Annotated in this window: 24 protein-coding genes; 9 read left to right on the top strand and 15 right to left on the bottom strand. The window is 47.9% G+C overall.

Going from position 1 to position 25034, the window contains the following annotated elements; translation table 11 throughout:
* Positions 1 to 76: 76 nt before the first annotated feature.
* Positions 77 to 1003 carry a LysR family transcriptional regulator gene (locus PQQ36_RS05190; RefSeq protein WP_011152797.1) on the top strand — a complete coding sequence of 309 codons (927 nt, stop codon included), beginning with the start codon at positions 77 to 79 and terminating at the stop codon, positions 1001 to 1003.
* Here the strand turns inward: PQQ36_RS05190 and PQQ36_RS05185 are convergent.
* The 7 genes from PQQ36_RS05185 to PQQ36_RS05155 all read right to left on the bottom strand — a co-directional run bounded on the left by PQQ36_RS05185 (position 979) and on the right by PQQ36_RS05155 (position 7983).
* Positions 979 to 1500: a YgjV family protein gene (locus PQQ36_RS05185; RefSeq protein WP_060534664.1), complete on the bottom strand. Its 522-nt coding sequence runs from the start codon at positions 1498 to 1500 to the stop codon at positions 979 to 981. The genes PQQ36_RS05190 and PQQ36_RS05185 overlap by 25 nt on opposite strands.
* Positions 1501 to 1594: 94 nt before the next feature.
* Complete coding sequence (locus tag PQQ36_RS05180) at positions 1595 to 2224, bottom strand: bifunctional 4-hydroxy-2-oxoglutarate aldolase/2-dehydro-3-deoxy-phosphogluconate aldolase (RefSeq protein WP_005477517.1); 630 nt, start codon at positions 2222 to 2224, stop codon at positions 1595 to 1597.
* 9 nt (positions 2225 to 2233) lie between these two features.
* A complete protein-coding gene (locus tag PQQ36_RS05175; RefSeq protein WP_273660520.1) occupies positions 2234 to 3211 on the bottom strand; it encodes a sugar kinase in 978 nt (325 codons plus the stop codon).
* A gap of 3 nt (positions 3212 to 3214) precedes the next feature.
* Positions 3215 to 4627, bottom strand: coding sequence for a glucuronate isomerase (gene uxaC, locus PQQ36_RS05170; protein ID WP_258429932.1), 1413 nt, complete (start codon positions 4625 to 4627; stop codon positions 3215 to 3217).
* Positions 4628 to 4639: 12 nt separating this feature from the next.
* A complete protein-coding gene (locus tag PQQ36_RS05165; protein WP_130246811.1) occupies positions 4640 to 6103 on the bottom strand; it encodes a mannitol dehydrogenase family protein in 1464 nt (487 codons plus the stop codon).
* 51 nt (positions 6104 to 6154) lie between these two features.
* Positions 6155 to 7456: a TRAP transporter large permease gene (locus PQQ36_RS05160; protein WP_005461370.1), complete on the bottom strand. Its 1302-nt coding sequence runs from the start codon at positions 7454 to 7456 to the stop codon at positions 6155 to 6157.
* Positions 7457 to 7467: 11 nt separating this feature from the next.
* A complete protein-coding gene (locus tag PQQ36_RS05155; protein ID WP_005461368.1) occupies positions 7468 to 7983 on the bottom strand; it encodes a TRAP transporter small permease in 516 nt (171 codons plus the stop codon).
* Positions 7984 to 8305: 322 nt separating this feature from the next.
* Here PQQ36_RS05155 and PQQ36_RS05150 point away from each other — a divergent pair, with 322 nt between their 5' ends.
* The 4 genes from PQQ36_RS05150 to PQQ36_RS05135 all read left to right on the top strand — a co-directional run bounded on the left by PQQ36_RS05150 (position 8306) and on the right by PQQ36_RS05135 (position 12950).
* The gene (locus tag PQQ36_RS05150) at positions 8306 to 9289 is read left to right on the top strand and encodes a TRAP transporter substrate-binding protein (RefSeq protein ID WP_015728417.1); all 984 of its coding nucleotides are present in this window, start codon (positions 8306 to 8308) and stop codon (positions 9287 to 9289) included.
* Between the two features lie 107 nt (positions 9290 to 9396).
* Complete coding sequence (locus PQQ36_RS05145; protein WP_011081967.1) at positions 9397 to 10188, top strand: FCD domain-containing protein; 792 nt, start codon at positions 9397 to 9399, stop codon at positions 10186 to 10188.
* A 129-nt stretch (positions 10189 to 10317) separates the two neighbouring features.
* A complete protein-coding gene (uxuA, locus tag PQQ36_RS05140) occupies positions 10318 to 11505 on the top strand; it encodes a mannonate dehydratase (RefSeq protein ID WP_042779760.1) in 1188 nt (395 codons plus the stop codon).
* A 206-nt stretch (positions 11506 to 11711) separates the two neighbouring features.
* The gene (locus PQQ36_RS05135) at positions 11712 to 12950 is read left to right on the top strand and encodes a DEAD/DEAH box helicase (protein ID WP_263138838.1); all 1239 of its coding nucleotides are present in this window, start codon (positions 11712 to 11714) and stop codon (positions 12948 to 12950) included.
* A gap of 77 nt (positions 12951 to 13027) precedes the next feature.
* On the opposite strand, the gene PQQ36_RS05130 is transcribed toward PQQ36_RS05135, so the two are convergent.
* The 3 genes from PQQ36_RS05130 to PQQ36_RS05120 form a co-directional block, all read right to left on the bottom strand.
* A complete protein-coding gene (locus PQQ36_RS05130) occupies positions 13028 to 14194 on the bottom strand; it encodes a MalY/PatB family protein (protein ID WP_047111241.1) in 1167 nt (388 codons plus the stop codon).
* Between the two features lie 12 nt (positions 14195 to 14206).
* Complete coding sequence (gene nhaC / locus PQQ36_RS05125; RefSeq protein WP_047111237.1) at positions 14207 to 15682, bottom strand: Na+/H+ antiporter NhaC; 1476 nt, start codon at positions 15680 to 15682, stop codon at positions 14207 to 14209.
* 137 nt (positions 15683 to 15819) lie between these two features.
* A complete protein-coding gene (locus PQQ36_RS05120; RefSeq protein ID WP_047111233.1) occupies positions 15820 to 16830 on the bottom strand; it encodes a LacI family DNA-binding transcriptional regulator in 1011 nt (336 codons plus the stop codon).
* A 571-nt stretch (positions 16831 to 17401) separates the two neighbouring features.
* Here PQQ36_RS05120 and PQQ36_RS05115 point away from each other — a divergent pair.
* Positions 17402 to 17794, top strand: a complete 393-nt coding sequence (locus PQQ36_RS05115; RefSeq protein WP_043921188.1) for a hypothetical protein — start codon at positions 17402 to 17404, stop codon at positions 17792 to 17794.
* A gap of 463 nt (positions 17795 to 18257) precedes the next feature.
* Here PQQ36_RS05115 and PQQ36_RS05110 read toward each other — a convergent pair whose 3' ends face one another.
* Complete coding sequence (locus PQQ36_RS05110) at positions 18258 to 19010, bottom strand: hypothetical protein (RefSeq protein WP_047111230.1); 753 nt, start codon at positions 19008 to 19010, stop codon at positions 18258 to 18260.
* Between the two features lie 120 nt (positions 19011 to 19130).
* Between PQQ36_RS05110 and PQQ36_RS05105 the strand changes: the two genes are divergently transcribed.
* Entirely contained in the window at positions 19131 to 20276 is a 1146-nt protein-coding gene (locus tag PQQ36_RS05105; protein ID WP_047111229.1) for a hypothetical protein, read from the top strand.
* 244 nt (positions 20277 to 20520) lie between these two features.
* Here PQQ36_RS05105 and PQQ36_RS05100 read toward each other — a convergent pair whose 3' ends face one another.
* Both PQQ36_RS05100 and PQQ36_RS05095 read right to left on the bottom strand, forming a co-directional pair.
* A complete protein-coding gene (locus tag PQQ36_RS05100; RefSeq protein WP_273660516.1) occupies positions 20521 to 21222 on the bottom strand; it encodes an MOSC domain-containing protein in 702 nt (233 codons plus the stop codon).
* Positions 21223 to 21267: 45 nt separating this feature from the next.
* Positions 21268 to 21510: a hypothetical protein gene (locus tag PQQ36_RS05095; protein WP_011081957.1), complete on the bottom strand. Its 243-nt coding sequence runs from the start codon at positions 21508 to 21510 to the stop codon at positions 21268 to 21270.
* A gap of 84 nt (positions 21511 to 21594) precedes the next feature.
* Between PQQ36_RS05095 and PQQ36_RS05090 the strand changes: the two genes are divergently transcribed.
* Positions 21595 to 22410: an AraC family transcriptional regulator gene (locus tag PQQ36_RS05090; protein WP_273660515.1), complete on the top strand. Its 816-nt coding sequence runs from the start codon at positions 21595 to 21597 to the stop codon at positions 22408 to 22410.
* Between the two features lie 23 nt (positions 22411 to 22433).
* Here the strand turns inward: PQQ36_RS05090 and PQQ36_RS05085 are convergent, their stop codons facing one another.
* Positions 22434 to 22916, bottom strand: coding sequence for an Lrp/AsnC family transcriptional regulator (locus tag PQQ36_RS05085; RefSeq protein ID WP_047111220.1), 483 nt, complete (start codon positions 22914 to 22916; stop codon positions 22434 to 22436).
* Positions 22917 to 23037: 121 nt separating this feature from the next.
* On the opposite strand from PQQ36_RS05085, the gene PQQ36_RS05080 reads away from it, so the two are divergent.
* On the top strand, positions 23038 to 23637 hold the full coding sequence (locus tag PQQ36_RS05080) for a LysE family translocator (protein WP_011081954.1): 600 nt from the start codon (positions 23038 to 23040) through the stop codon (positions 23635 to 23637).
* An 82-nt stretch (positions 23638 to 23719) separates the two neighbouring features.
* Here the strand turns inward: PQQ36_RS05080 and PQQ36_RS05075 are convergent, their stop codons facing one another.
* On the bottom strand, positions 23720 to 25033 hold the full coding sequence (locus PQQ36_RS05075) for a 6-phospho-beta-glucosidase (RefSeq protein WP_130192205.1): 1314 nt from the start codon (positions 25031 to 25033) through the stop codon (positions 23720 to 23722).
* Position 25034: the final 1 nt, after the last annotated feature.

Below are 25034 nucleotides of genomic sequence, written 5' to 3'. Positions count from 1 at the left end.
AGACTTATTTTGATAATTGGCTAATATTTGAATTCATTGTTCATCTGAGTTGAATAATTGGAGTGAGGGAGAGGACGTGGATAAGTTTTCCGATATGACGTTGTTTGTCAGTATCGTCAAAAACAAAGGGTTGGCTGCAGCAGGTCGAGAACTGGGTTTATCGCCGGCCACCGTCACCGCTCGCTTGCAAGCCTTGGAAGATCGTTATGGGGTAAAACTGCTTAATCGCAGCACTCGTCATATTTCATTAACCGACTCTGGCGCGATGTATCATCAAGCCTGCTTAGACATTATCGATAGCGTTATAGAGACCGAAAACCTGCTGCAAACAGGCAGTAAAGAAGTGCGGGGCACATTGAAAATCTCGGCCCCAAGGGACATCGGAAAGCAGCACATTAGCCCGATTATTTCTGCCTTTTCACAGCAATATCCGCAAGTTGTGCCCTACCTTTACCTCAATGATAACTTATCCAATTTAGCCGAATCTGGCTTGGACATTGTGATCCGCTATGGGGAACTGGCCGACAGTAACCTGATTTCGCGTAAGTTGGCGTCGAGCCGCCGTGTGTTGTGTGCTTCTCCGGCCTATTTGGCAAGAAAAGGCACACCATTGACGCCGCAGGATCTCGCCCATCATGACTGTTTAGCCATGGTGCGCAGCAACGAAGAGATGAAAACCTGGCACTTTCAAGATCACGATCAGCACAATGTGATTACCGTGGTACCGAAGCGTTTTTCCGATGATGGGGAAGTAATTCGTCAATGGGCGCTGGATGGTGCTGGCATTGCGTTAAAGTCCGTGCTGGATGTGCAAGATGACATTGAGCAGCAGCGCCTTGTCACGCTGCTCAACGGTTACATGAAAAACTTCAACGCTTCCACCTCATCTGCTGGGGCGGATTTGAATGTGATTTATCTTAGCCGCCAGTACCAACCCAAGCGGATTCGATTGTTTATTGATTTCTTGCTAGCGCAGTTTCAAGCGCGATTTCCCGCCTCGTGACGTTGGGCAGTGCGCTGTTGAAACAAACGATAAATGGTGAACAGGTTGGTGATGATAAAGGTGCTCTCAACCAAGGAGCCACCAATCGAGCCAAGCCAAAGGTTGTGGCTCACCCAACAAAATGAGTTGAATAAAATTAGGCTGCGCAGGGCGATGCCTTGTTTGGAAAACAGTGCCCAAGTGGCAACGGAGGAACCAAACACGGTGATGAATTCAAAAAAGTGGCTCATGTTTGGCAGGGTCATTAGCCACATGAGAGCAATGAAGAACCACATCACTTTGCGTGATTGAGTTTTGATTGAGGCGAAACTGCGAATGCCATTAATGACCACGCCAATAGCCGCCACCGTTGCGCCCAGTAAGGCGAAATGAACGCCCATGATGAAGCAAAACGCCATCATCTGATAGCGAAAGCGCAGGTCATCTTTCTGCCAGAAGGCCATCACGCCAACCAAAAATGCGATGCCGCCAATGCCTTGTGCTAACCCGTTTTCCATCTAGGTTCCTTAACCACGTGAGTGAATGTGAATGCAAACGAATCAGCCCTCCACCGAGGGAGGGCTGGGCACTTTATTCAATCGCTAAAAGCGATTACTCATTTACAAGCGCAACCGCTTCGCGAGTTAGGCGTGCAAGCTCTTCCCAGTTACCTTCTTCGATCAGTTTCTTGTCTACCATCCAAGTTCCGCCACAGGCCAACACGCGTGGAATCGCTAAGTAATCTTTAATGTTCGCAGGGTTAATGCCACCTGTTGGCATTAGTTCGATGTCGGTGTAGGGCGCGAGCAGTGATTTCACCATGTTGATGCCGCCAGAAGCTTCTGCAGGGAAGAACTTCAAGGTGGTTAACCCCATTTCCAGTGCGGCTTCAACTGTGCTTGGGTTGTTCACACCTGGTACGATATCAATCCCGATTTCTTGGCACGCTTTAACGGTATTTGGGTTAAAGCCAGGCGAGACGATAAAGGTTGCGCCTGCTTCTTTTGCTGCGATCGCTTGCTCACGATTCAGTACTGTACCTGCGCCAATCAGCATGTCTGGTTGGGTTTCACGCAGTAGGCGAATTGCTTCTGCAGCCGCTGCTGAACGGAAGGTGATTTCAGCAGCTGGGAGTCCGTTTTCTGCCAGTACTTTACCCAGTGGGATAATGTCTTCTGCTTTATCAATGGCGATAACAGGGATGACTTTCAACGCTTTCAATTGTTCTTTAATGCTAGACATGAGTGTTCCTTAAACGACGCCAAGCGCCGGTTGTGTGAATGCTTTGGGAATGATGGCACCGCGATGTTGAATCACAGCACCTGCCAGTGCGTTACCTCTTTGGCATGAGGTCGCGAGATCGGCGCCAGCAAGGTATGCCGATAAAAAGCCACCATTGAATGAGTCGCCCGCCGATGTGGTGTCCACCACTTGAGCGACAGGTTGGGTTGGCACGGCTTGTGGAGCCTGAGCCGCGCTCGAACCCTGATTGGTTGCGTCTTGAACTAAGCAGCCATCTGCGCCGAGCTTGACGATGCATTTGCCCACGCCAAGAGAGGTAAGGCGTCCAATGGTTTGCTCTGGTGTTTCGTCACCCCAGATCAATTGCTCGTCATCAAAAGTCACCAAGGCAACGTCCGTCAGTTGATACATGGCTTGGTAAACGTTTTTGACGGTTTGATTATCGTCTCGAGGCCACAGTGCTGGGCGGAAGTTACTATCAAAAGCGATTTCAACGCCTTGGGCTTTAAGTTCGACCAATAAGTTGAGCAGTGAAATTCGGTCTTCATCTGGCAAGATGGCTAAAGAGATACCGCTGAGAAACACCGCATCCACTTGAGTTAACGCTTGTTTAATCAGTCCAAAGTTTGGGTGTTGAAGTAAGTAACGCGCGGCTGATTGGTTGCGCCAATATAAGAATGTACGCTCGCCTTGGTCATCAAGTTGAATCAAATATAAACCCGGCGTACGAGTCTCATCGCGCAGCACTAAGTCTGTTGAGATGCCTTCGTCTTCCCAGCGAGTCAGCATGCCCGTACTGATTGGGTCATTGCCAAGTGCCGTAACGTAAGAAACTTTAACTTCATCAGGTTTGCTATTGGCTTCGCAGCCGCGGCTCAAATAAACCGCAGCGTTGAGCGTATCCCCACCAAATGTTTGATGCATTGAGCCGAACGGTTTGCCATTCAGCTCAATCATACATTCACCAATAATGGCGATGTGCTTCATTGGTTACGCCCTCTCTTCAAAGTAGCGCTTCGCGTTACCAAAACAGATGTCTTCGACCATAGGGCCAAGCAACGATAAGTCATTTGGAACTTCGCCGTTCTCTGCCCAACGACCGACCATGTCACACAAGATGCGGCGGAAGTATTCGTGGCGAGTGTAAGACAAGAAGCTGCGCGAATCCGTTAACATGCCAACGAATTGGCTGAGCAAACCAAGTTGAGAAAGCTGTTCCATTTGGCGTTGCATGCCGTCTTTCTGATCGTTGAACCACCAACCTGAGCCAAACTGCACTTTGCCCGCGATGCCGCCACCTTGGAAGTTACCAATCATGGTCGCCATCATTTCGTTATCACGAGGGTTCAAACAGTAAAGAATGGTACGAGGCAGCTCGTTGGTTTGGTCCATTTCATCCAACAAGTGTGCCAGTTCAAAAGCAAATGGGCGATCGCCAATCGAGTCAAAGCCAGCGTCGGCACCTAGTAGTTGGAACATGCGTGTGCTGTTGTTGCGCTGCGCGCCAATATGAAGCTGCATGACCCAGCCCAATTGCGCGTAGCGTTTGCCGAGCCAAACTTGAACCGCGGTAGAGAACTGCGCACATTCAAGCTCAGACAATACTTCGCCATTCAAACGACGAGTCAGCAACGCATCTAAATCAGTTTCGCTTGGAATTGGCGCGTAACGGACGATCTCAATGCCGTGGTCTGCCGCGCGACAGCCATGTGCATCGAAGTGTGCCAAACGTTTATCGAGTGCACTCAATAAATCATCAAAGCGGCGGATCTCAATGTCTGCTACTTCGCCCAGTTTGTGCATGTAATCGGCAAACACGTCCAATTCAATCTTGAACGCTTTATCCGGACGCCAGCTCGGCAGTACTTTGACGTTAAAGGTGTCGTCTTCTGCGATCACTTTGTGATGTTCTAGTGAGTCAATAGGATCATCGGTTGTGCCCGCCATTACGACGTTCATTTGCTGCATGATGCCACGAGCGGTAAATTCAGGGGTCGCCAGTCGCTCATTACATTGATGCCAAATTTGGTCAGCAGTGTCTGGGTTAAACAGCGTATTGGTAATGCCGAATGGGCGACGCAGTTCTAGGTGCGTCCAGTGGTAAAGCGGGTTGCCCAAGGTTTGAGGAACCGTCTTCGCCCACGCCATGTATTTGTCGTAATCGCTCGCATCACCCGTAATCAAACGTTCTCCAATGCCTGCCGAGCGCATGCCACGCCATTTGTAGTGATCGCCTTCAAGCCAGATTTGCCCCAAGTTATCGAACTGACGATTTTGCGCCACTTCCGCTGGGTTTAGGTGGCAGTGGTAATCATAAATTGGCTGGTGGAACGCATGCTCATGGTATAAGCGACGTGCAGTTTCGTTTGAGAGTAAAAAGTCTTCACACAAGAAATTCTTCATCGTTAACTCCTATTACAACGCAGCGACAGTGGCACGAGCACCGTTATCAATCAGCGATTGGTAAGCACTGCTCACCGCATCAATCACTTGTGGGTTTTGACCAAGCTCTGCAGGGAAGATGGCTTCAACCGCGAGCAACGCAGGCACAACAGAAACGTTCAAGCCGTGTTGGTCGCAAATCTGACGTAGTGTCTCTGCCATTGGATCGCGAACATCAATGTCGTTGCCTTGCTCGTCCACGCCGGATACGTAGCGCATCCAACCTGCAATCGCTGTTGCCAACCATGAGAAGTTAGAACCTTGAGCAAGATGGAATCGTAAGCTGCCACCCATGCGTTGCGGGATCTTCTGGCTGCCATCCATCGCGATTTGCCATGTTTTGTGTTTCAAGCTTGGGTTAGTGAAGCGCTCGATAAGCAGCTTAGCGTAGCCTTCTAAATCGGTGCCTTCTGGCATGGTCAGCGAAGGGGCTTGTGCTTGCATCATCATGTCGAATGCCGCTTTGCGGTAGCCTTCGTCAGTCATGGTGTCAGAGATGTGCGCGTAACCACCAAGGTAGCCTAGGTAGGCTAGGAACGAGTGGCTACCATTTAGCATGCGCAGCTTCATTTCTTCGTAAGGGACAACGTCGGCAACAAATTCTGCGCCAGCCACGTTCCAATCTGGACGACCTGCCACGAAGTTATCCTCGATAACCCATTGGCGGAAAGGTTCACAAGCGATGCCACATTGATCTTCACAACCTAGTAGCTCAGCGATTTCGCTCAGTGTCTCTTCGGTTGCTGCTGGCACAATGCGGTCAACCATGGTGCAAGGGAAGGTAACGTTGGTTTCAATCCAGTCGCGCAATTCTGGGTCAAGCAGTTGAGCGAACTCAAGTACCGCTGCTTTTGCTACGTGACCGTTCTCTTGCACGTTATCGCAAGACATCACGGTAAATGGCGTCAGACCGCGTTCACGACGCATCTTAAGCGCTTGCACGATGTAACCCAAGGCTGATTTCGGCTCTGTTGGGTTGGCAAGGTCAGCAATGACTAGCGGGTTGTTTTTATCAAGCGTGCCCGTCGCTGGGTCGGCGCAGTAGCCTTTCTCGGTAATCGTCATTGAAACGATCGCCACTTGTGGCTCGGCCATTTTTTCGAGAACAGCTTCGATGCTGTCCAAATGTGGGTGCAGTGATTCCGTCACCGAGCCAATCACTTTGACTTCGGTCGATTGTGCGCCTTTCTCTGCCACCGTGTAGAGGTGATCTTGCGCGCGCAGCGATTGAATTAACTCTTCACCGCCAAATAGGTTGATTTCACAAATGCCCCAATCCGAGCCTGTTTTGCTCAGCATTTCATTGGTGAACAGAGCTTGGTGTGCACGGTGGAAAGCACCGAAACCAAGGTGAACAATACGGCTTTTGAGCGTTGAACGGTCGTAATCTGGCAGCGAAACAGCAGCATTTAGGGTAGAGTTTGCAATGGTTTTCATTTTATTTCCCTTCTCCCGCAGAGTGCTCTGCGGGATGATTCATTGAAAGAGTTAGTAGCCTAGGACCAGTTTTGGTAAGAACAGGCTGAGTTCAGGAATAAAGGTCACCGCCATTAGGGCCGCAATCAGTGCAACGTAGAATGGCAGCAGCGGCTTGATCACTTTGTCGATGGCAACGTTCGCCACAGAACAACCGATAAACAACGCACTACCTACCGGTGGAGTACAGATGCCGATCGCCAAGTTGAAGGTCATCATGATGCCGAAGTGAACCGGGTCGATGCCCATATCCAGCGCGATGGGCAGGAAGATCGGCGTGAAGATCAGTACCGCTGGCGTCATATCCATGAAGATACCGACAATCAGCAAGATGATGTTGATGATGAGCAGAATCATCATTGGGTTGTCAGAGATCGCCAGTAGCGCATCAGCAATCATGTATGGAATGTCGGCATTTGCCATCGCCCAAGACATGCCCATAGACGCGCCAACCAACAGCAAAACAATCGATGTGGTGACGGCAGATTCCAAAATGATCTTAGGAAGGTCTCGCCATTTCACTTCGCGATACACCAACACCGCCAAAACAAAGGTGTAGACCACGGCGATGGCAGAGGCTTCGGTAGCCGTAAAGATACCGCCGATGATGCCACCCATGATGACCACAATCAGAGCCAGTGAAGGCGCCGCTTTTAGAAATGTATCCCAAACCATCGCTAGCGTTGGGCGAGCCGCAATTGGGTAACCACGACGTTTGGCGATGATCCCAGCCACCACCATGATGCTTAGACCCATCAAGATGCCCGGAATGTAACCAGCGAGGAACAGCGCCGCGATAGAGGTACCGCCAGAGACTAACGAGAACACGATCAAGGTGTTACTTGGCGGGATCAACAAACCCGATGGACAAGAAGTGATGTTTACCGCGGCAGAAAAGTTTTCATCGTAGCCATCTTTCTTTTGCAGTGGCGACATGGTGCCGCCAACCGCTGCGGCAGATGCGACGGCTGAGCCAGAAATTGAGCCAAACATCATGTTCGCCATCACGTTTACGTGCGCTAGGGAACCAGGAAGACGGCCACCTAACACTTTGGCAAAGTTAATCAGGCGCAGTGCGATACCACCTTGGTTCATAATGTTACCCGCCAAGATAAAGAACGGGATAGCCAGCAGAGCAAAGTTATCAAGACCCGCCGCCATGCGCTGAGCGACAACCGCAATCGCAGGCTCTAATGGTAGGCCCATTAAAATGGTTGCCAGTGAAGAAAGGCCAATGGCGAAGGAAACCGGTACACCAATTGCCAGTAATACAGCGAAGCTGCCAAATAAGGTAAGAATTAATTGCCATTCCATTGTGGAACCCTCTAAGAATCAAGTTGTGAGTCGGTGACTAGGGTTTCACCAGACATTAATTGTTTGACGCGCTCATAAGCGAAAATCACGGAATAAAAGATCATCAGTGCGCCACTGATAGGCAGGCAGAAATAGATGTAGCCCATCTCTAAGCCCAATGCCGGGGTTAGCTGGCCAGTGGCCAATGTTTTGAGTGCCAATTGTGTTCCGCCGTGGACCAACACCACATAAGAGAAGAGCGCAATGGCCACTTGGATGACGATTTCATTCACCAGTTTTTTCTTGCCTTTGAGTTTCATCGTCAAAAGGTCAATGGCGAGGTGACGTTTGAGACCTGTGGTGTAAGCGGCACCAATAAGCGCCACCCACATAAAGAGATAGCGAGCTAGTTCATCCGTGACGGTGCTTGGTTTACCGAGTACGTAGCGTGAAAGCACCTGCCAAACCACGCAGAAGACAAGAAAGGTCGAAAGAGAGACAGTAAATGCTGCCAACCCCCTGTTGATATACGTGACCAATTTATTCATTTTCATTTCCTTAAAGTAAACACGCGGACTGCATAACAATTGGTTTACCAATGTGGGCGAGCGTATTTGTGTAGGGTCTCAAAATAGGCATGTTGTTCTGAGTGGATTATAAGTTAGGCGATTTGGTTGTCACGTGAGCGGCTTCACAAATGAATTGGTTAACCAATTTAAGGGTGATTAGTGTGATTTTGGTCAATCAATTTGTTTTTTTGTTTTGACGGTTGCTTTTTTGATCGCCAATAATGGCTTCGAAACAAGAAATACCGTTTAAAAACTAAAAATACCCTACACATTGGACAACCAATCCACGGAGACAAGAACAATGATGACGCGTAAGACTCTAATAAGTGCCCTTGTCGGTGCTGCAATGACCTTCGGCGCCACTGCGTCTGCTTATGCTGCGACCACTTTGAAACTCAGTCACAACCACCCACGTGACCATGCGGTGCACAAAGCAATGGATTACATGGCAAAAGAAGTACGTGAGTTAACGGGTGGGGAAGTACGCATTCGTATTTATCCTGATGCTCAGCTAGGCACACAACGTGAATCAATGGAGCTGATGCAAAATGGCGCTCTGGATATGGTGAAGAGCAACGCGGCAGAACTGGAAGCGTTCTCGCCTGCTTACTCAGCCTTTAACTTACCGTACTTGTTCCGTGATAAAGAGCATTACTACAAAGTGACCGATGGTGAAGTTGGCCGTGAGATTCTTAACTCTTCCGCCCAAAGTGGCTTTATTGGCGTGACCTACTACGATGCGGGCGCACGTAGCTTCTACACCAGCAAACCGATTAATACTCCTGCGGATCTCAAAGGTTTGAAAGTACGCGTGCAGCCAAGCCCATCCGCGATTGCGATGGTGAAAGCGCTGGGCGGTAACCCAACACCACTGGCCTACGGTGAGCTATACACCGCACTACAACAAGGCGTGGTGGATGCTGCGGAAAACAACATCCCATCGTTCAGCTTGAGCCGTCACAGCGAAGTCTCAAAATTCTTCAGCTTGGATGAGCACACCATGGTGCCGGATGTGCTGGTTATCTCGACCAAAACTTACGACAAGCTGACGCCTGAGCAGCAACAAGCGTTGATGAAAGCCGCCGCAGATTCTTCAGAATATATGAAGAAATTGTGGGCAGAATCGGAAGCCAAAGAGCGCGCGAAAGCAGAAAAAATGGGCGTGACATTTGTTGAACCCAATAAAGCAGCCTTTGTGGAAGCTGTTCAACCAATGTATCAAGAGATTGAAAAGAGCAATCCTCAATTAAATCAACTTGTTGAGCGAATCAAAGCAGTACAGTAATTAAAAAAAATCGTCGTAATTGTAAAATAAAAACAAGGTGTTACCACATTCTGGTACATATAGGTTGACCAATTATAATTGGTCGTTATGATGGCGTGAGTAGTTAGATGGAATATAGTGACAATATCATCATGATGCCTTTTGAACCGAAAAGACCGTATCAAGAGATAGGCTTAGTACTGAGAAAAGAGTTGATCAACGGCCACTATAAAGTGGGGGATCGATTACCGCCAGAACGCGATATTGCTGAACGTTTAGACGTTAGCCGTACCGTGGTGCGTGAAGCGATCATCATGTTGGAACTGGAAAACTTAGTCGAAGTGAAAAAAGGTTCTGGTGTTTACGTCATTAATATTCCTTCTAAAAATAACGCTCGTGAGAACGTGATCAGCGATGACGCAGGTCCGTTCGAAATGCTCCAAGCGCGTCAGTTGCTCGAAAGCAATATCGCCGAATTTGCTGCCACGCAAGTGACGCCGGGAGACATCGTGAAAATGCGTGCCGCACTTAAGCTCGAACGAGATGAGCTGGCCAGTGGCACGGAAGATTGTAACGGTGATGAGAAGTTTCACATGTGCATTGCAGAGGCCACACAAAACTCTGTGCTGGTGGACATGCTGAGACAATCATGGGAACGACGCGAAAAAAGCCCGATGTGGAAAAAACTGCATTCTCACATCAGCAGTCAAGACTATCGTGAAGAGTGGCTTGATGATCACGCAAAAATCTTAGCGGCATTACAGCGCAAAGATCCTATCGCCGCCAAAAATGCCATGTGGCAGCACCTTGAAAACGTAAAACAGCGCCTGTTGGAACTGTCTGACGTCGACGATCCTAATTTCGATGGTTACCTTTTCAGCTCAAACCCTGTGGTGTTACTGAGCGCAGAAAAAGTGTAACCACCTTGCCAGCTTCGGCTGGTTCTCGTCAGCGCAGCCGCCTTGCCGCGGCTGCATATTAAGAAGTCGTTGTGCATTTAGCTTGAAGAATTTGAGCGGGCTAAGTGCGTCTTAAAAAAGGTGAGTGTCATGGAACAAACTTGGCGTTGGTACGGCCCGAATGATCCGGTTTCGCTAGACGATATTCGTCAAGCGGGCGCAACAGGCATTGTGAATGCCTTGCACCACATCCCAAATGGGGAAGTGTGGTCAAAAGAAGAGATTTTAAAACGTAAAGCCATCATCGAAGAGAAGGGCTTAACGTGGTCAGTGGTTGAAAGTGTGCCAGTTCACGAAGAAATCAAAACTCAGACGGGCAACTTCCAACAATGGATCGACAACTACAAGCAAACCCTGCGTAACCTTGCAGAGTGCGGTATTGACACCGTTTGCTATAACTTTATGCCGGTGCTTGACTGGACGCGCACCGACTTAGAATTTGAAATGCCAGATGGCTCTAAAGCGCTGCGTTTTGACCAAATCGCCTTTGCGGCATTTGAGCTGCACATTCTCAAGCGTCCGGGCGCGGAAGCGGATTACACCGAAGCGGAACAAGCGCAGGCATTGGAATACTTCAATAACATGTCTGACGCGCAAATCCAGCAGCTCACCAGCAACATTATTGCCGGCTTGCCGGGCGCAGAAGAAGGCTACACCTTGGAAGAGTTCCAAGCGCAACTCGACCGCTACGCGGGCATTAGCAAAGACAAACTGCGTGAGCATATGGCGTATTTCTTGTCGCAACTGATGCCTGTGTGTGAGGCGCACGGCTTGAAACTCGCGGTGCACCCAGACGATCCACCGCGCCCAATTCTTGGCTTGCCGCGTATCGTTTCAACCATCGAAGACATTGATTGGTTGACCGAAAAAGTGCCAAGCAAAATGAACGGTTTGACCATGTGTACCGGCTCTTACGGTGTGCGTGGTGACAATGACCTAGTGAAGATGATCAAAAAGCACGGCGAGCGCATTTACTTCACTCATTTGCGTTCCACCAAGCGTGAAGAAAGCAACCCGATGACATTCCACGAAGCGGCGCACCTGGATGGCGATGTGGATATGTACAACGTGGTGATGGCGATTCTGGATGAAGAACAGCGCCGCGCAGAAGTGGGCGACCATCGTTTGATTCCAATGCGCCCGGATCACGGCCACCAAATGTTGGATGACCTGAAGAAGAAAACCAACCCAGGCTACTCCGCTATTGGTCGCTTGAAAGGTCTGGCTGAAGTTCGCGGTTTAGAGATGGCACTAAAACGCGCGTTCTACACCAAGTAACGATTTACAATGTAAACCGTTTTTAAAAGCGCAGGGTTTCGGCTCTGCGCTTTCTTGTTTTTGCCGCGCGATTCTCAGACTACGCTCGGTTTGAACTTCTAAAATGGGATGGTTCGTCCTCTAGATTGTGGTAAAGTCCGCGCCTGCGATTTACTTCATCTATATTGTTTTACTGCCTCTTCAACCAAAAGCACAAGGTTAAGCTAATGCCATTTTCTACTCTCTCTTTGAGTTCTGAGCTGATTCACGCACTGCCAAAAGACTTCAAGAAACCGACCGATATTCAAGCGTTGGCGATTCCAGAGCTGCTGGCTGGTCAAGATCTATTGGCTTTGGCAAATACGGGCAGCGGCAAAACCCTTGCGTATGGTTTGCCTTTGTTGGAAAAGCTAAGGGTCAATCCAGAGCAAAAAGCGCTGATTTTGGTACCAACGCGCGAGCTGGCGACACAAGTGAGCGAGGCGATTAACCAAGTTGGTCAAGCGCTTGGCCTTAACGCGGTGTGTTTGTGTGGTGGCGTTGATAAAGAGCAGCAACTGCAAGCACTTGCGTCAAATCCTCACATTCTTGTTGCCACAACCGGCCGTTTGGTTGATCTGGCAAACAACGATTTAGACTTGAGTAATATCCATTATCTGGTGTTGGATGAGGCGGATCGCTTGCTGGATATGGGCTTTTGGCCTGACGTGCAAAATATTGCTGGGCAGATTTCAAACCAGCGTCAAACCGCAATGTTCTCGGCAACCTTTTCAGATGAGTTGAAGGGTAAAGCGAAGCTGCTTATGCAGGCACCAAAGCAGGTAGCAGCGCATCAAGAAAACAGCACCAACCAAGATATTGCTGAAACGCTGTACCTCGTCAACAAAGGCAGTAAAACCAAGGCATTGATTGAACTGATTCAAAAAAACGCGTGGACTCAGGCATTAGTCTTTATTGGTGCGAAAGAGAACGCAGATGGTTTGGCGAAGAAGCTGAATAAAGCGGGCATCTCAACCAATGCACTGCACGGTGACAAGAGCCAAGCAGAGCGAGAAGACGCGTTGGCGCAGTTTAAATCTGGGCAAGCTCAGGTGCTGATTGCCACTGATTTATTAGCGCGTGGCATTCACATTGAACAACTGCCCGTGGTGATCAACTTTGAACTGCCGATGCATGCAGAAACTTACGTTCACCGTGTAGGGCGCACCGCTCGCGCAGGTGAGCAAGGCGTGGCATTGTCATTGGTTTGCCACGGCGAAATGGATGCACTCAGCGCGGTTCGCCACCTCACCCAACGTGAGTTACCTGTGCAAGATCTGGAAGGGTTCCCAGTTACAGACAAACCGTCGACAGGCGAGAGCAAACGCGCGCCACGCGACAAAAAAGCCAATCGCCGCACGCAAAATAAAAAGAGCGTTAAGCAGTTTCAAAGTAAGGCGAAGCGCCCAGCGCCTAAAAGCAAGTAAACAAAAAGAACCCAATAAACAAAAAGCCACGCTGGTAATTAAGTCGCGTGGCTTTGTTTTATCTGTAGTTTTTACGACTAGCTTAGTGCTTGTTTAATTCGTATCAAGGCTTCATCTAGTGTGCCTGCTGGGCAGCCTAGATTAAGGCGAACAAAGCCAGAACCTTCTTTACCAAAGGCAATCCCCATGCTTGGCACAAGCCCAGCGGCGACAAATTTTTGCTCTATCTCAGAGTCGGTTAGGTCGAGCGCACGACAATCTAACCAAGCTAAATAGCCTGCTTGTGGGGCGACAAATGTCACCTCTGGCAGTTCTGTTTGTACAAACCGCTCAAGTTTGGCGATGTTAGCGCACAGGTAGTCTTTTAAGTTCACTAACCAATCAGAGCACTCTTGATAAGCAATCGTCGCGGCGCTCATTGAAAGACTATTGAACACGTCCATGCCATGCGCATCTAGCCTGCGAGTAAACTGCGCTCGAAGTGATTCATCTGGAATCATAAAGTTAGAGATTCGCAGTGACGACAAACCAAACGTCTTACTTGCAGCCGTTGCCACTATCAGACGTTTTGTGAGATTTTGTGGCAGACGCAAAGCAGAGTAGTATGGCGCATCGCCAACCACCAAATCGCCCCATATTTCATCACTCAGCAGCCAGACTTGGTATTGCTCACACAGTTCGGCAACTCTTGTTATTTCGCTTTCAGACCAAACTCGCCCCGTTGGGTTGTGTGGATTGCAGAAGATCATCGCTTTTGCGCCATTAGCAAAGCAGGTTTCGAGATGAGCAAAGTCGAGTTGATAGTCGCCTTCGGTTTCCGTCAGTGGGTTCTCAACCACAACGCGATCGTTGAATTCAATGATCTTACGGAAAGAACCGTAACCCGGACTTTGCATCACAATGCCATCGCCTGTTTCGGTGAGCATTTGCAATGCCATTGCGAGCCCAGGAAGTACGCCGTGCACTGTGGTGATCCACTCACGCTCAACATGGGTATCATGCTGATTTCGATACCAGTCGATTGTCGCTTGGTAGTACGCATCATCGCGTTCCGCGTAACCAAAGATCCCATGCTCAACTCGCTGTTGTAGTGCGTCTAACACGACTTGCGGCGCTTTAAAATCGTAATCGGATACCCACATAGGGAGTAAATCCGTCCCAGCCAATCCCAGCTTTTGTTGTATAAAGTCCCACTTTAAAGAGCCACTTTCCTTGCGGTTCAGAATTTGGTCAAAAGCGTTCATCAATGATTTACCTTATTTTGTTTCTACTGCTGGTGTATTTGAATGCTCGTCAGCAATCTGTTGTTGGTTTTGCTGTGGCTTTGCTTTTGCGATACCAAAGCCAGTGAAGCCATAAATCAAAGCGAAGATCACGCCGGTGTAACATTGAATCGCCCATGGTAGGTAATCCAATGTCGCCACACCTAGCGTACCTGCCATGTAGATACCTGCGGCCGTCCAAGGAACCAATGGCTCGATAATGGTGCCGGCATCTTCGATGGTTCGAGACAGGTTCTTGGTATCTAAGCCCATTTTGCGGTAAGCGTTTTGGAACAACTCACCTGGAATCAACAGCGCTAGTTTGCCGTCAGAAGTGGTGAAAACCACCGTGATGGTTGCCACAACCGTTGAAGCAATCAGCTGACCTGTGGTGTGAATCGCATGGAGGAATTTGCCTAGCACTACGTTTAGAGCGCCAGTTAGGCTCAGGATGCCAGCGAAGGCAAAGGCACAGAATACCAATAGAATCGTGCTCATCATCGAGAACAGACCGCCACGGTTAAGCAGCTTGGCGATATCTGGCACCAAACCATTTACGCTGTGACCGTTTGCCTCAAACATCGCCAGATTGAAGCCGTCTACGTAAGCGTGGAAGCCTTGGTTAAGAGTGAAGTCTTGAAACACCATACCCAAACCAATTGCGAGAGCCGATGCGCCAAGCATCAATGGCAGAACGGGTTTCTTAGTTAACGCGCCCCATAAGATCATCACTGGTGGAATCAGAAGTAGAATGTTGAAGTGGTAGAGATTGTCTAGGCCCGAGATGATTTGAACCACTTTCTCTGGCTCATGAATATTGGTGATATCCGCGCTTTGACCTGCGAAAAAGAACACCACAGACGCAATCACAAATCCCGGTAGAGTGGTGTACAGCATGTGTTGAATGTGTTCGTACAAAGTGGTGCCAGAAACCACAGGCGCGAAGTTAGTTGAATCGGATAGTGGTGAGATTTTGTCACCAAAATATGCGCCAGACACAACCGCACCGGCCGCCGCTGCGAGCGAGACATCAAGACCCGCTGCAACACCCATGAGGGCGACACCCACGGTGCCCGCTGAGCCCCAAGACGTACCGGTACAAACGGAAACGACACTGGTTACAAAAAAAGCGGCAATAAGAATGTATTCAGGGCTGATGACTTTAAGTCCCCAGTACACCATGTAAGGGATTGTGCCGCTGACCATCCAGCTGGCAATTAAACCACCAACCGAGACCAAAATCAGAATCACGGGCATCGCTTTGGCCAGTTTTTCTACGATGGCGTTGATGATGTCATCCCAGTTGTAACCGATCTTCCACGCGATAAGACCAGTAAAGGCAGCTGAAATCAGCAACAGAACTTCAATGCGAAGTCCGAGTATTCCGTATCCGACAGCCAGAAGCGCAAACATCACCGCAATAGGGGCGAGTGCTAATCCGAACGACGGTAGAGGCTTAGAATTTGTCATGTTATTTATCCTCAGGATCGATGTAGGGTTTGTTCGCAGTGGATAGTAACGGTCGTGTAATAGGCAAAATGAGAGCGGTGTGTTGTTTTCATGTAAGCGCTTACATGGGGTGCGCGAATGCCAAATTCATCACAATTTTAGCCGTTCTTTTGTATTGCTTTGACCGTTTGGCGACAAACTAAACTCGCTTCGAACTGATGCGAACTCGGCGGAGAATAGCCATCTTTACGCAAATTTAGCGCCAGTTTCGCCGCATAAGTCGACATTTCATCAATCGGGTTATGCATGGTGGTCAACCGTGGGTAGAGGTAGCGTGCAAGCAACACATCATCAAAGCCAACCACGGAAATATCCTCGGGAACCGACAATCCTTGTTCATGCAAACTCGCCATTAAACCGGCTGCCATTACATCGTTAAACGTCACCACCGCAGTGACGCCCGGGCAAGCTTGGATAAGCTGTCGTCCCGCTTCTTCACCGCCAGATTCGCTGAAGTTTTGGTTAATCACCCAGCCTGTTGGGATGGCTAAGTTGGCGGCATTCATGGCATCTCGATAGCCAGCCAATCGATCTGTGCGATCTTCAATCGGCAAGTCACTGGTGATGCACGCGATCTTGCGATGACCTTGCTCAATCAAATACTCAACCGATTTTCGTGCTCCAGCTCGGTTGTCTACCCACACTGAGCGATTGGAGATTTGTGCAATAGTGCGGTTGAGCAATACCATCGCTGGAAGCTGTGCAGCGTATTGCATCAGCGTGGTGTCATCGAGCATCTTTGAGTGCACGACCATTGCCTCACAACCTTGGCTAATGAGAAAGTCGATCCCTTCTTTTTCTCGTTGCGCGTTGTGTCCGCCACTGACTACGACCAACTGGCAACCATTGGCACGAGCAACTTCTTCAACGCTTTTGGCGATGAGAGCGAAGAAGGGATCGGCTAAATTACCAGTTAATAAACCGAGCGTGTTATTGCTGCGATTCGCCAGTGCCGTTGCGCGCGCATCTCGGCGGTAGTTGAGCGCTTTAATGGCGCGTTCAACGCGTTCTTGCGTCACAGGCTCAACATAACTGCTGCGATTGATAACACGCGAGACGGTTGCCGTGGATACACCGGCTAAGTCCGCGACGTCTTTCATGGTTGCCACTCGATTTCTCCAAGAGGATAACAAGGTAAAACAAAGGAAGATGAAACGGGGCAGAGTGTAGCGATTATTTATTGTTGGTTATGTTAGTAAGCTCAAAGGATAGAACTTTAGCGCAAGTGATTGCGGTGTCTTGGATCTGTGGAGAATGGCGTTGTTAGTGGTTTTGGGTGAGTACACTAGAGTGTTTCTGCCCCATTCCAAGCTAGCACGCTATTCTGTCATACTTGACGCATGAGTTTGCTCCCTACTTTTTCTAGTTAGTGTAGTGCCTACTGAACGAGGTTCTTGTTCTTAATCATGTCTAATCAAGGTTTCTTGCCATCAGTTGAATTGACGAATTTACGATCTTTGTATATCGTGTTTAAAAACCAACCGATTCACTCACAGAACGTGAACACTAGTATTAATAGTCAAGGTAACCAAGTAGGTAGAAGACTAGGGGTAGCTCCTGTTGCTAGTTGATGAGACCTCTAAAGAGCCATTGTGAATCCTAATTGAAGTTATCCCTAAGGGAAGCTTCGCTGGACGTCTAGAGCTAAAAAGACAACCAGCATGTAATTAGGATATTAATATGCCTTTAAAAACACTTCACTCTTCTTCAGAAGCAAAAAAGCACTATAAAAGTGTCTCTTACGAAACCCTATTAGCAAGCTGGCTATTACAAGACGGCTGGGAAGTCTTTATGCCCATGATCGATCATGGTATGAAGACAGATGTACTTATTTCTGACGGGAGCAAATTCTACCGCATTCAAGTAAAGTCGGTAGAGTGCTTCGATGAAAACACCGTTGTTACCGACCAATGGCAGGATGCACAGATTGACTACGTAATATACTTCTCAAGATGCGCTAATTGGGGATACATTGCTCCACCCTTTAAGGGAAAGAGGAGGGTTAATCACATTGAGCATGTAAGGTTTCACCAACACCCCAAGAACTTTCTCAAAGCTTTTGGGCGAGCTTAATAAGCTCTGCTCGGAATGAAAATCGTGAACAGTTAATCGGTAACATATTACTGCCCCATTCCTTGCCAGTACGTTCAACCTCACAAAGAACAGTGAGGTGGTTTGACCTACTTCTTCTAACCAGCATAGTGTCTATGAAAGTGGGGTCTTACTAATTTAGCCAACTAGTTCGAATAGGCCGTCTTATTTCTATTTTTTAACCTACTGTAGTGATTAACTAAAACTGGCCATGTATATAGAGTTTTTCCATACTTTGGGTCATGCGTGCAGAGTCACGACTGACGCCATTGGTAACACGAATTTGTCCAGAGGCCTCTCAGATGCCTAGCTTGGGGGCAGAAGCAATTTAGTGTTAGCAATCTAATTGCCTTGCCTATTGCAAAGGGTCACTGCAACTGCCATTTCGATTTGAAGTGAATGCTAATACCTCAAACTATTAAGGCTGCTGCATTGCAGTGCCAGATTACTTATCGTTGTAAAACTTCCAGCCGTCTTTTTTCAGAACTTCGACCCATTTGTCACAGCCAACCAGTTTATCGACTGAATCAGAGGTTTCATTAATTGCTTCAAACAGGTATCCCTTATTACCGTAGTGTACGAGGTATCTTTTACTTCTCCCTGCCTTATCTGTGACGTTACCAATGAAATGACTTCTGTCGTCATAAGAAATAGAAAAGGTTTTAAATACCTCTGATGCTACCAATAATGCTCGGTATGCAAATGCTGGAAGCTTTGTACTGTATTTTTCGTTACCGAAATCGAAAACAAGCATCGCATCTCGGTATCCGGCAAACTCTTTTAAACCATCCATGTCAGACATAGATTTAGGGTATGTTCGCATTGGATACTTCACACTGTCCCAAACAGCCGTAATTTTTGTGATAGTGTTTATTTTGAACAGAAGTTTATATACATCCAGTAGACAGCGTGAAACTCGAATACTGATAATTTCCGGTGCATAAACAGGTAGATAGTTTTTATACTGGGAGTAAGAGACTGGATAGGATTTAACTCTACAGTAGTTCCCCAAAGTTTTTCCATTTTGTTCGAGTACACTGGAAACTATATTATCTTTTTCAAATTCTGTAGGCCATGAATATAAGTTTTTCGCTTTTTCTCCAGATGAAAACGAATAGCTTTCTACACAACGTACCTTACTTAGTAATGAAAGTGCTTGTGCGCCACTTTGTATGGTTTTTAGTATGTTTTCCGTCATTATACCTTCCTCATGTTACTGTTTTTGTTAAGAGAAAATGATAAGCAAGGTTCTATTTCGCTTGTTCAGGCGGTATTCTCACTCAGTACAGACATGTAAAAAGGGACATTTCACTGAAATATGTTTACCGAACTTTCTGACCGAGGAATTCTATTTAACGGTCTTCCCGGATTCTTTCGGGTATCAACTAAAGATATAAAGTCAGGATCCGACGCATTCGTCAAACTAATGAGAATGCTGAAAAAAGATCCCAACATTACTCATGATCAGCAGATGTTCAGGGACTATCGTAACGGAGATTTAGAGAAACTCATGCGGGAACTGATGGCAGAATGTCGTCTAAAGGGATTTGACGTCGACAGTTATTTGAGTGAAGTCGAGGGTTATGAACTTAGGCACTTAGGTGCGTGGTTCGGGATGAAGGTAGCGGTCGCATCATTCAGAAAGGCTCATCATGAATACGGCAGGTTTGAACTAGATGAGTTTTTTAGTTTCCTTCTGGCTCATTGCGAGATCGAGTATTTGTGTCTCAAAGGTAGCGATGAAAAAAACAACCACGAGGTAACTCAAAAATTTGTAAGAGACTGGCTGCTTATAGATAGTTTGCAACTCCCAGAGCCGCCAAATGAACAGGTAACTGAATATGTAATCAAACTTGTGATGTACTGGGCTGCTTTGTTTGACTTAATGATGGAGCTATCGCATCAGCCTTCTCCTACATTGAGTAATTATCTGCCAAAGCTAGCTGAAAAACAGGGTAAAACTTTGGTTGTTCCTTCTATGGAGGTGTTCCTTAAACGCTTAAAAAATCACTGGGCCAAGCATAAGTACCAAAAGGATCGTATAACGTGGATACAGTTATACAGAGATATTCTGGTTGCTCAGCGTACAGATGAAAGCTACTGTCGTTATCAGCAGGAGGCTTTATTAGACGAGAAGGAACTCAAGCTTTGGATGGTTGACCCTGATACCAATGCCATAAAAGCAAGATTTAAGCGCCTTAAGGAAGGAGATTTATTATCAGCAGATGAGTTTAAAAGTAATATCGCTATCTTGTATGTTCCATTTTCTGAAGCTGATTCTCTTGTAGATGAAATCAGCCTTGTAAGGTTCATAAACATATTTACCTATGTACAGCGTGAACTGTGCCACTCAGGAAGAGAAGCAGAGGAAATTGTGCGCTACTTCAGTGAGTATCCGGATTACCGCAACTTGGTAAAGGATCGTTTCGAACGATTCAGGCAGTCTGGCGAGCTAACCTGCTGACACGCTGCTTCTAATCGCAGATCGGGAGTGTATTATTTTGAATTGTTCAAGATGAGCTTGATATCACTTGGATTTTCAGCTCAATCAGGGACAAGAGCGACTTAGTGCCACTACCCTAAAGCGTTTCTGTCCAACTTCGAGCTAGCTGGTGAGGCTAGCTCAGATTTATCCAAAAACATTTTAGTCTCTCTCCCTTGGCCCCTCATCAATGAAGGCTCGCTTGCTTCGAGCCTTCATCCTGCTGTTATCGAGTTGGCTGGGCCGTTGGGCCAACCAAACGCATTTCCCAATCTTCGACTTCGCCGGTTTCTAGGCGGCGTTCGACAAGCTTGCCCCAAGATTCAACCAATGGCAGTTCTGCCAGTTGGTTTAGCTCAGTTTTATCTAGGCAGCCAGTAAACACCGCGCCCATGATGCGAGCTAGGGACCAGTCTGGATAAGGTCTTTCACACAGAATAATCTCGTCACCTGCGCCGATATCGCCTTCTTCTAACACTCGGAAATACCAACCCGTTCGAAGCGTGTCTTGCAGCCTTCTTGCCATGTCGTTTTGCTCAAAGCGTACGTTGAGTTTCCAACAAGGCATGCGCCCTTGCGACACTTCTAGCAAGGTTGTGCCGATGCGGATTTTATCTTTCAAGCAAATGAACGCTTCTGTTACGCCGCTAGAGCTTAAGTTCTCACCAAACGCGCCTGCGGAATGGAAAATCGCTTTGTCACCCAGTTCTTGCTGCCAAACTGGGTAGTGCTCGCTTGGGTAAATATGAAGGGCTTTTTGAATGCCGCCATGAAAGCGCGGATCGCCTTGCTCGTCATTGGTGAAACCCAGTTCAGTTGCGTGTAGACGCTGTGACATAACCTGTTTGTTAATCGCACTTTTCGTGCCATGCGCAAAGTCAACGGTTTTTCCTGCTAATACGCTGTTAACGACGCCTAACTTCTTCATATTCTTTCCTTATTGCGTGAAACGGATTGGTCAACAAACCCGAGGTTAACGCTCGCCCAATGAGGCAAATACCGGAATCGCTGCCAGTACTTCAATGCGCTTTTCTGTGCTTTTTAAGTAGCGTGTTTCGCTATCAGAAACCAACACATGGCGTTGATAACCTTCCGTTTTTGGAAACTTAGCCAATACGGTTTCGAGCGATGTTTCGCACTTGGCTGGGTTGATGTTATCAATATCGACTTTGAATAAGAGTTGGTTTTCTTTGGATATTTCAACTTGATATCGCATACGTCGCACCTCACGGCTTCATTCACTTTACCGAGCATGATAGCCTAGTGCACTTGTGTCAGAGTAGGGATGTAAGGACAGTTAATGATGCTAACCCGCCAAATCGATTCTCACTCCGGTGTGATGACGTCTAATGAGATGATGGCCGCCAACCCTCACTCACCAGCGCTGGTTAAAACCATCGACATGCCCAAAGGTTACATAGATGCGATGCACCAACATACCTGGCATCAAGTCATTTTCCCGATCAAAGGGCTTTTGCAAACCCAAACCGATCACTACCAGCACCTTGTGCCCCATACCTCTGCGCTGTTTGTGCCTGCTGGCATTCAACATGAATCTATCGCGCTAAGTCATACTACGTTTGTTGGTATCTACCTCAATCCGGCTTTTGGAACCGAGTATCAGCATCAAGTGCGAACCATTACGCTCACGCCGTTTTTAAATGAGCTGTTACAGGAAATTCGCCGCCAGTGCGAAGGGGTTGTAAGTGATGGGGAAGTGTCGCGCTTGCTTGCGGTGCTGCATGACCAAATCATGAAAGACAACGTGCAGACGTTTCAGTTGCTGCTGCCAGAAGATCGGCGCTTAAAGCTGATGTTTGAAGCGCTGACCGACAAGCCAGCATTGGATTGGTCGCTCAAACAGTGGGGTGAGAAAGTCGGCGCGTCGGAGCGAACTTTGTCGCGCTTGTTTGCCAAAGAGTTCAACACGTCGTTTCAGTTGTGGCGACAGCAAATTCGGCTGATCTATTCGCTCTCTTTGTTAGATGAAGAGCTCTCTATTCAAAGCATTGCCGATCAAGTGGGCTATCAGAACGACTCGTCTTACATCAAGGCATTTAAAGCCTATTTTGATGTCACCCCACAGCAGTTTCGCGTGACTGGCCGGCGGAGATAGCGAGCGCAGTCTCCTTCGTCGTTTCACTCCAATGGCAACTGGAAGGTGCTCTTGATTTCCTTAACGGAGACGTTGGATTGAATGGCGCTGATGCCTTTTACACGGCGAATGGCACTGATGCGGTCAAAGTATTCGTCTAAGTCTCTTGCTACCACTTGCACCATGTAATCTGCGCTGCCTGCAATGCAGTGACACATTAAGATCCAGTCGGTTTCTGCTACGAAGTCTTCAAAAGGTGTGGTGTTTTCCACTTCATGGCTGCCTAGAGTGACCAGCGTAAACCCCGAAACTTGAAAGCCGAGTTTCTTGCGATTGAGTTTCGCGGCGTAGCCCTCAATGTAGCCTTCCTCTTCCATTTTTTTCCAACGTCGCCAACAGGGTGTCTCGCTCAAGTTGAGGGTTTCGGCGAGTTTGGAATTGCTTATGCGTCCATCTTTCTGAATATGATCAAGAATGTCGAAATCGGTATTGTCCAATTCGAAGTTGGTGGATTCTTTCTTTTTCATGATGCTTTTGGAAATAGTTTGCTCAAATTGGCGTTTATCGTAGCGCAGATAGCAATTTTATTTCTAGCCAAATCGTTAGACTGTTTTCATATTAAATCACGACTTTTTGGGGAGAGAGTGCATGAGTGCTCAGTTGTTGGCGGCGTTTTTGTTGTTTGCCGTTTCTATTTCGTTGACGCCGGGAGCGGGCAATGTGGCGCTGTTAGGCATTTCAAGCCGATACGGATTTTCTGCGACCGTGCCGTTTGTGCTGGGCAATGCTGTCGGGGTGATTATCATGTTGGTTGGTGCCAGTGTGGGGCTCGTCAGTTTGTTTACCCTTTACCCAGATTTGTACACGGCACTAAAGTGGGTTGGTGCGGCGTATTTGCTGTATCTGGCATGGTCGATTGCCAATATGGAGATCGATAATGATTCGAATGCGAAAAAGTCTGGTTTTTTGTCTGGAGTGTGGGTGCAAATTTTGAATCCGAAAAGTTGGGTCGCATCGCTGACGGTGTTCTCTCAATTTATCTCGCCAAACAATGATTACCTGACTCAGGTGGTGATCATTATCAGCGTGATGGTCGGAACCGGTGTGCTAGGGATGTTTGTGTGGGCCTATTTTGGCACCGTATTGAACCGCTTTATCCAGTCACCACAAAAGGTGGTGTGGGTAAACCGATGCATGGGCAGCAGCCTCGCGTTAGTGGTGGTGTTTATGCTGAGTCAGCCGGTTTAGGCTTAGTGGCTTGTTGCAGTCAGATTTTTTAAGGGGGATGGTGCTAACCATCCCCCTTATTTTAAGGAATCACTTTTAAGGATTAACGAAACTGCGGCATGTAATCGAGGTTCGCTTGAATTGTCTCTTCCAATGCCTGCTCTAGAATCGTTCCCGTTGTGACCAATGGGTTGAGAATCAACGCTCGGTGAGCCGCATTGCGGTTGCCAGTGACCGCGGCTTCTACAGTGAGCGATTCAAAATCCTTCATCAATTGAATCAGGCGCAGTGTATCTGTTGGGAACGGCGCAACATTCAAAGCAACGGGCCCTGATTTGGTGATCATACAGCTCACTTCCACAGTGCAGTCGTCCGGCAAGCCCGCAATCGCGCCGTTGTTGCGAGTGTTCACGTGCATGATGGTGCGTTTGTCATTGTAGATAGAGCTCATCAGCTCACACGCCGCTTCTGAGTAATATTGGCCACCGCGCTTTTCGAGTTCTTTTGGTTTCTCGTTAAGCTCTGGGTTGCGGTAGATATCGAACAGACGTTTCTCCATCGCTTTGACCACTTCGCCGCGTGTGCCTTCGCCGTTCGCTTCTTCAATTTCCTGCTTCATGATGTCTTCGCTAGTGTAGTAATAGCGAAGGTATGCGCATGGAATCATCCCCATATTGCGCAGCAGCTCTTGTGGCCATTCGAATGGAGGAATGTTTTGCGGAACGAGAGGATCGTTGCCAGATAGGATCTCTTCGACCACTTCTTGCAGCTTATCGCGACCTTCATGCAGGATCTGACGCGCCCAGATAAAGTGGTTCAAACCCGCGACTTGCAATACAAAGTCTTGCTCGTCAGCCCCCAGCATTTGCGCGATGCCTTTTTGCATGATCACTGGCACGTTGCACAAACCGACCGCTTTTACTTTGGTGTGTTTGAGAATCGCTTCGGTCACCATGCCCGATGGATTAGTGAAGTTCAACAGCCAAGCGTCAGGACACAATTCTTCCATCTCTTTACAGATTTCCAACGCAATAGGAATGGTGCGACAGGCATTAGCAAAACCGCCTAAACCGTTGGTTTCCTGACCGATCATGCCGTATTTAAGCGAGATGCGTTCATCGCGAATGCGACCTTCCAAACAACCTGCGCGAAATTGAGAACAGACAAAATCGGCGTCTTTTAATGCGGGTTTGTGCTCCAGCGTGACGTGAACATCAATATGAGACAGGTTGTTTTTCGCCAACATTCGGCGTGTTAAATCGCCAATGATGCTGACTTTCTCTTTGCCATCTTCAATATCGACCAACCACAACTCGCCGATAGGCAGTTCATGATTGCGCTTGATAAGACCTTCGATAAGCTCAGGTGTGTAACTGGAGCCTGCACCAATAATGGTAATTTTTAGATTCTTTTTCATC

It is taken from the genome of Vibrio sp. CCUG 15886, assembly GCF_028570825.1.
Classification (GTDB): Bacteria; Pseudomonadota; Gammaproteobacteria; order Enterobacterales; family Vibrionaceae; genus Vibrio; species Vibrio vulnificus_B.
The sequence above is the reverse complement of the archived record's forward strand: the minus strand, read 5'-3'. Positions and strand labels throughout refer to the sequence as shown.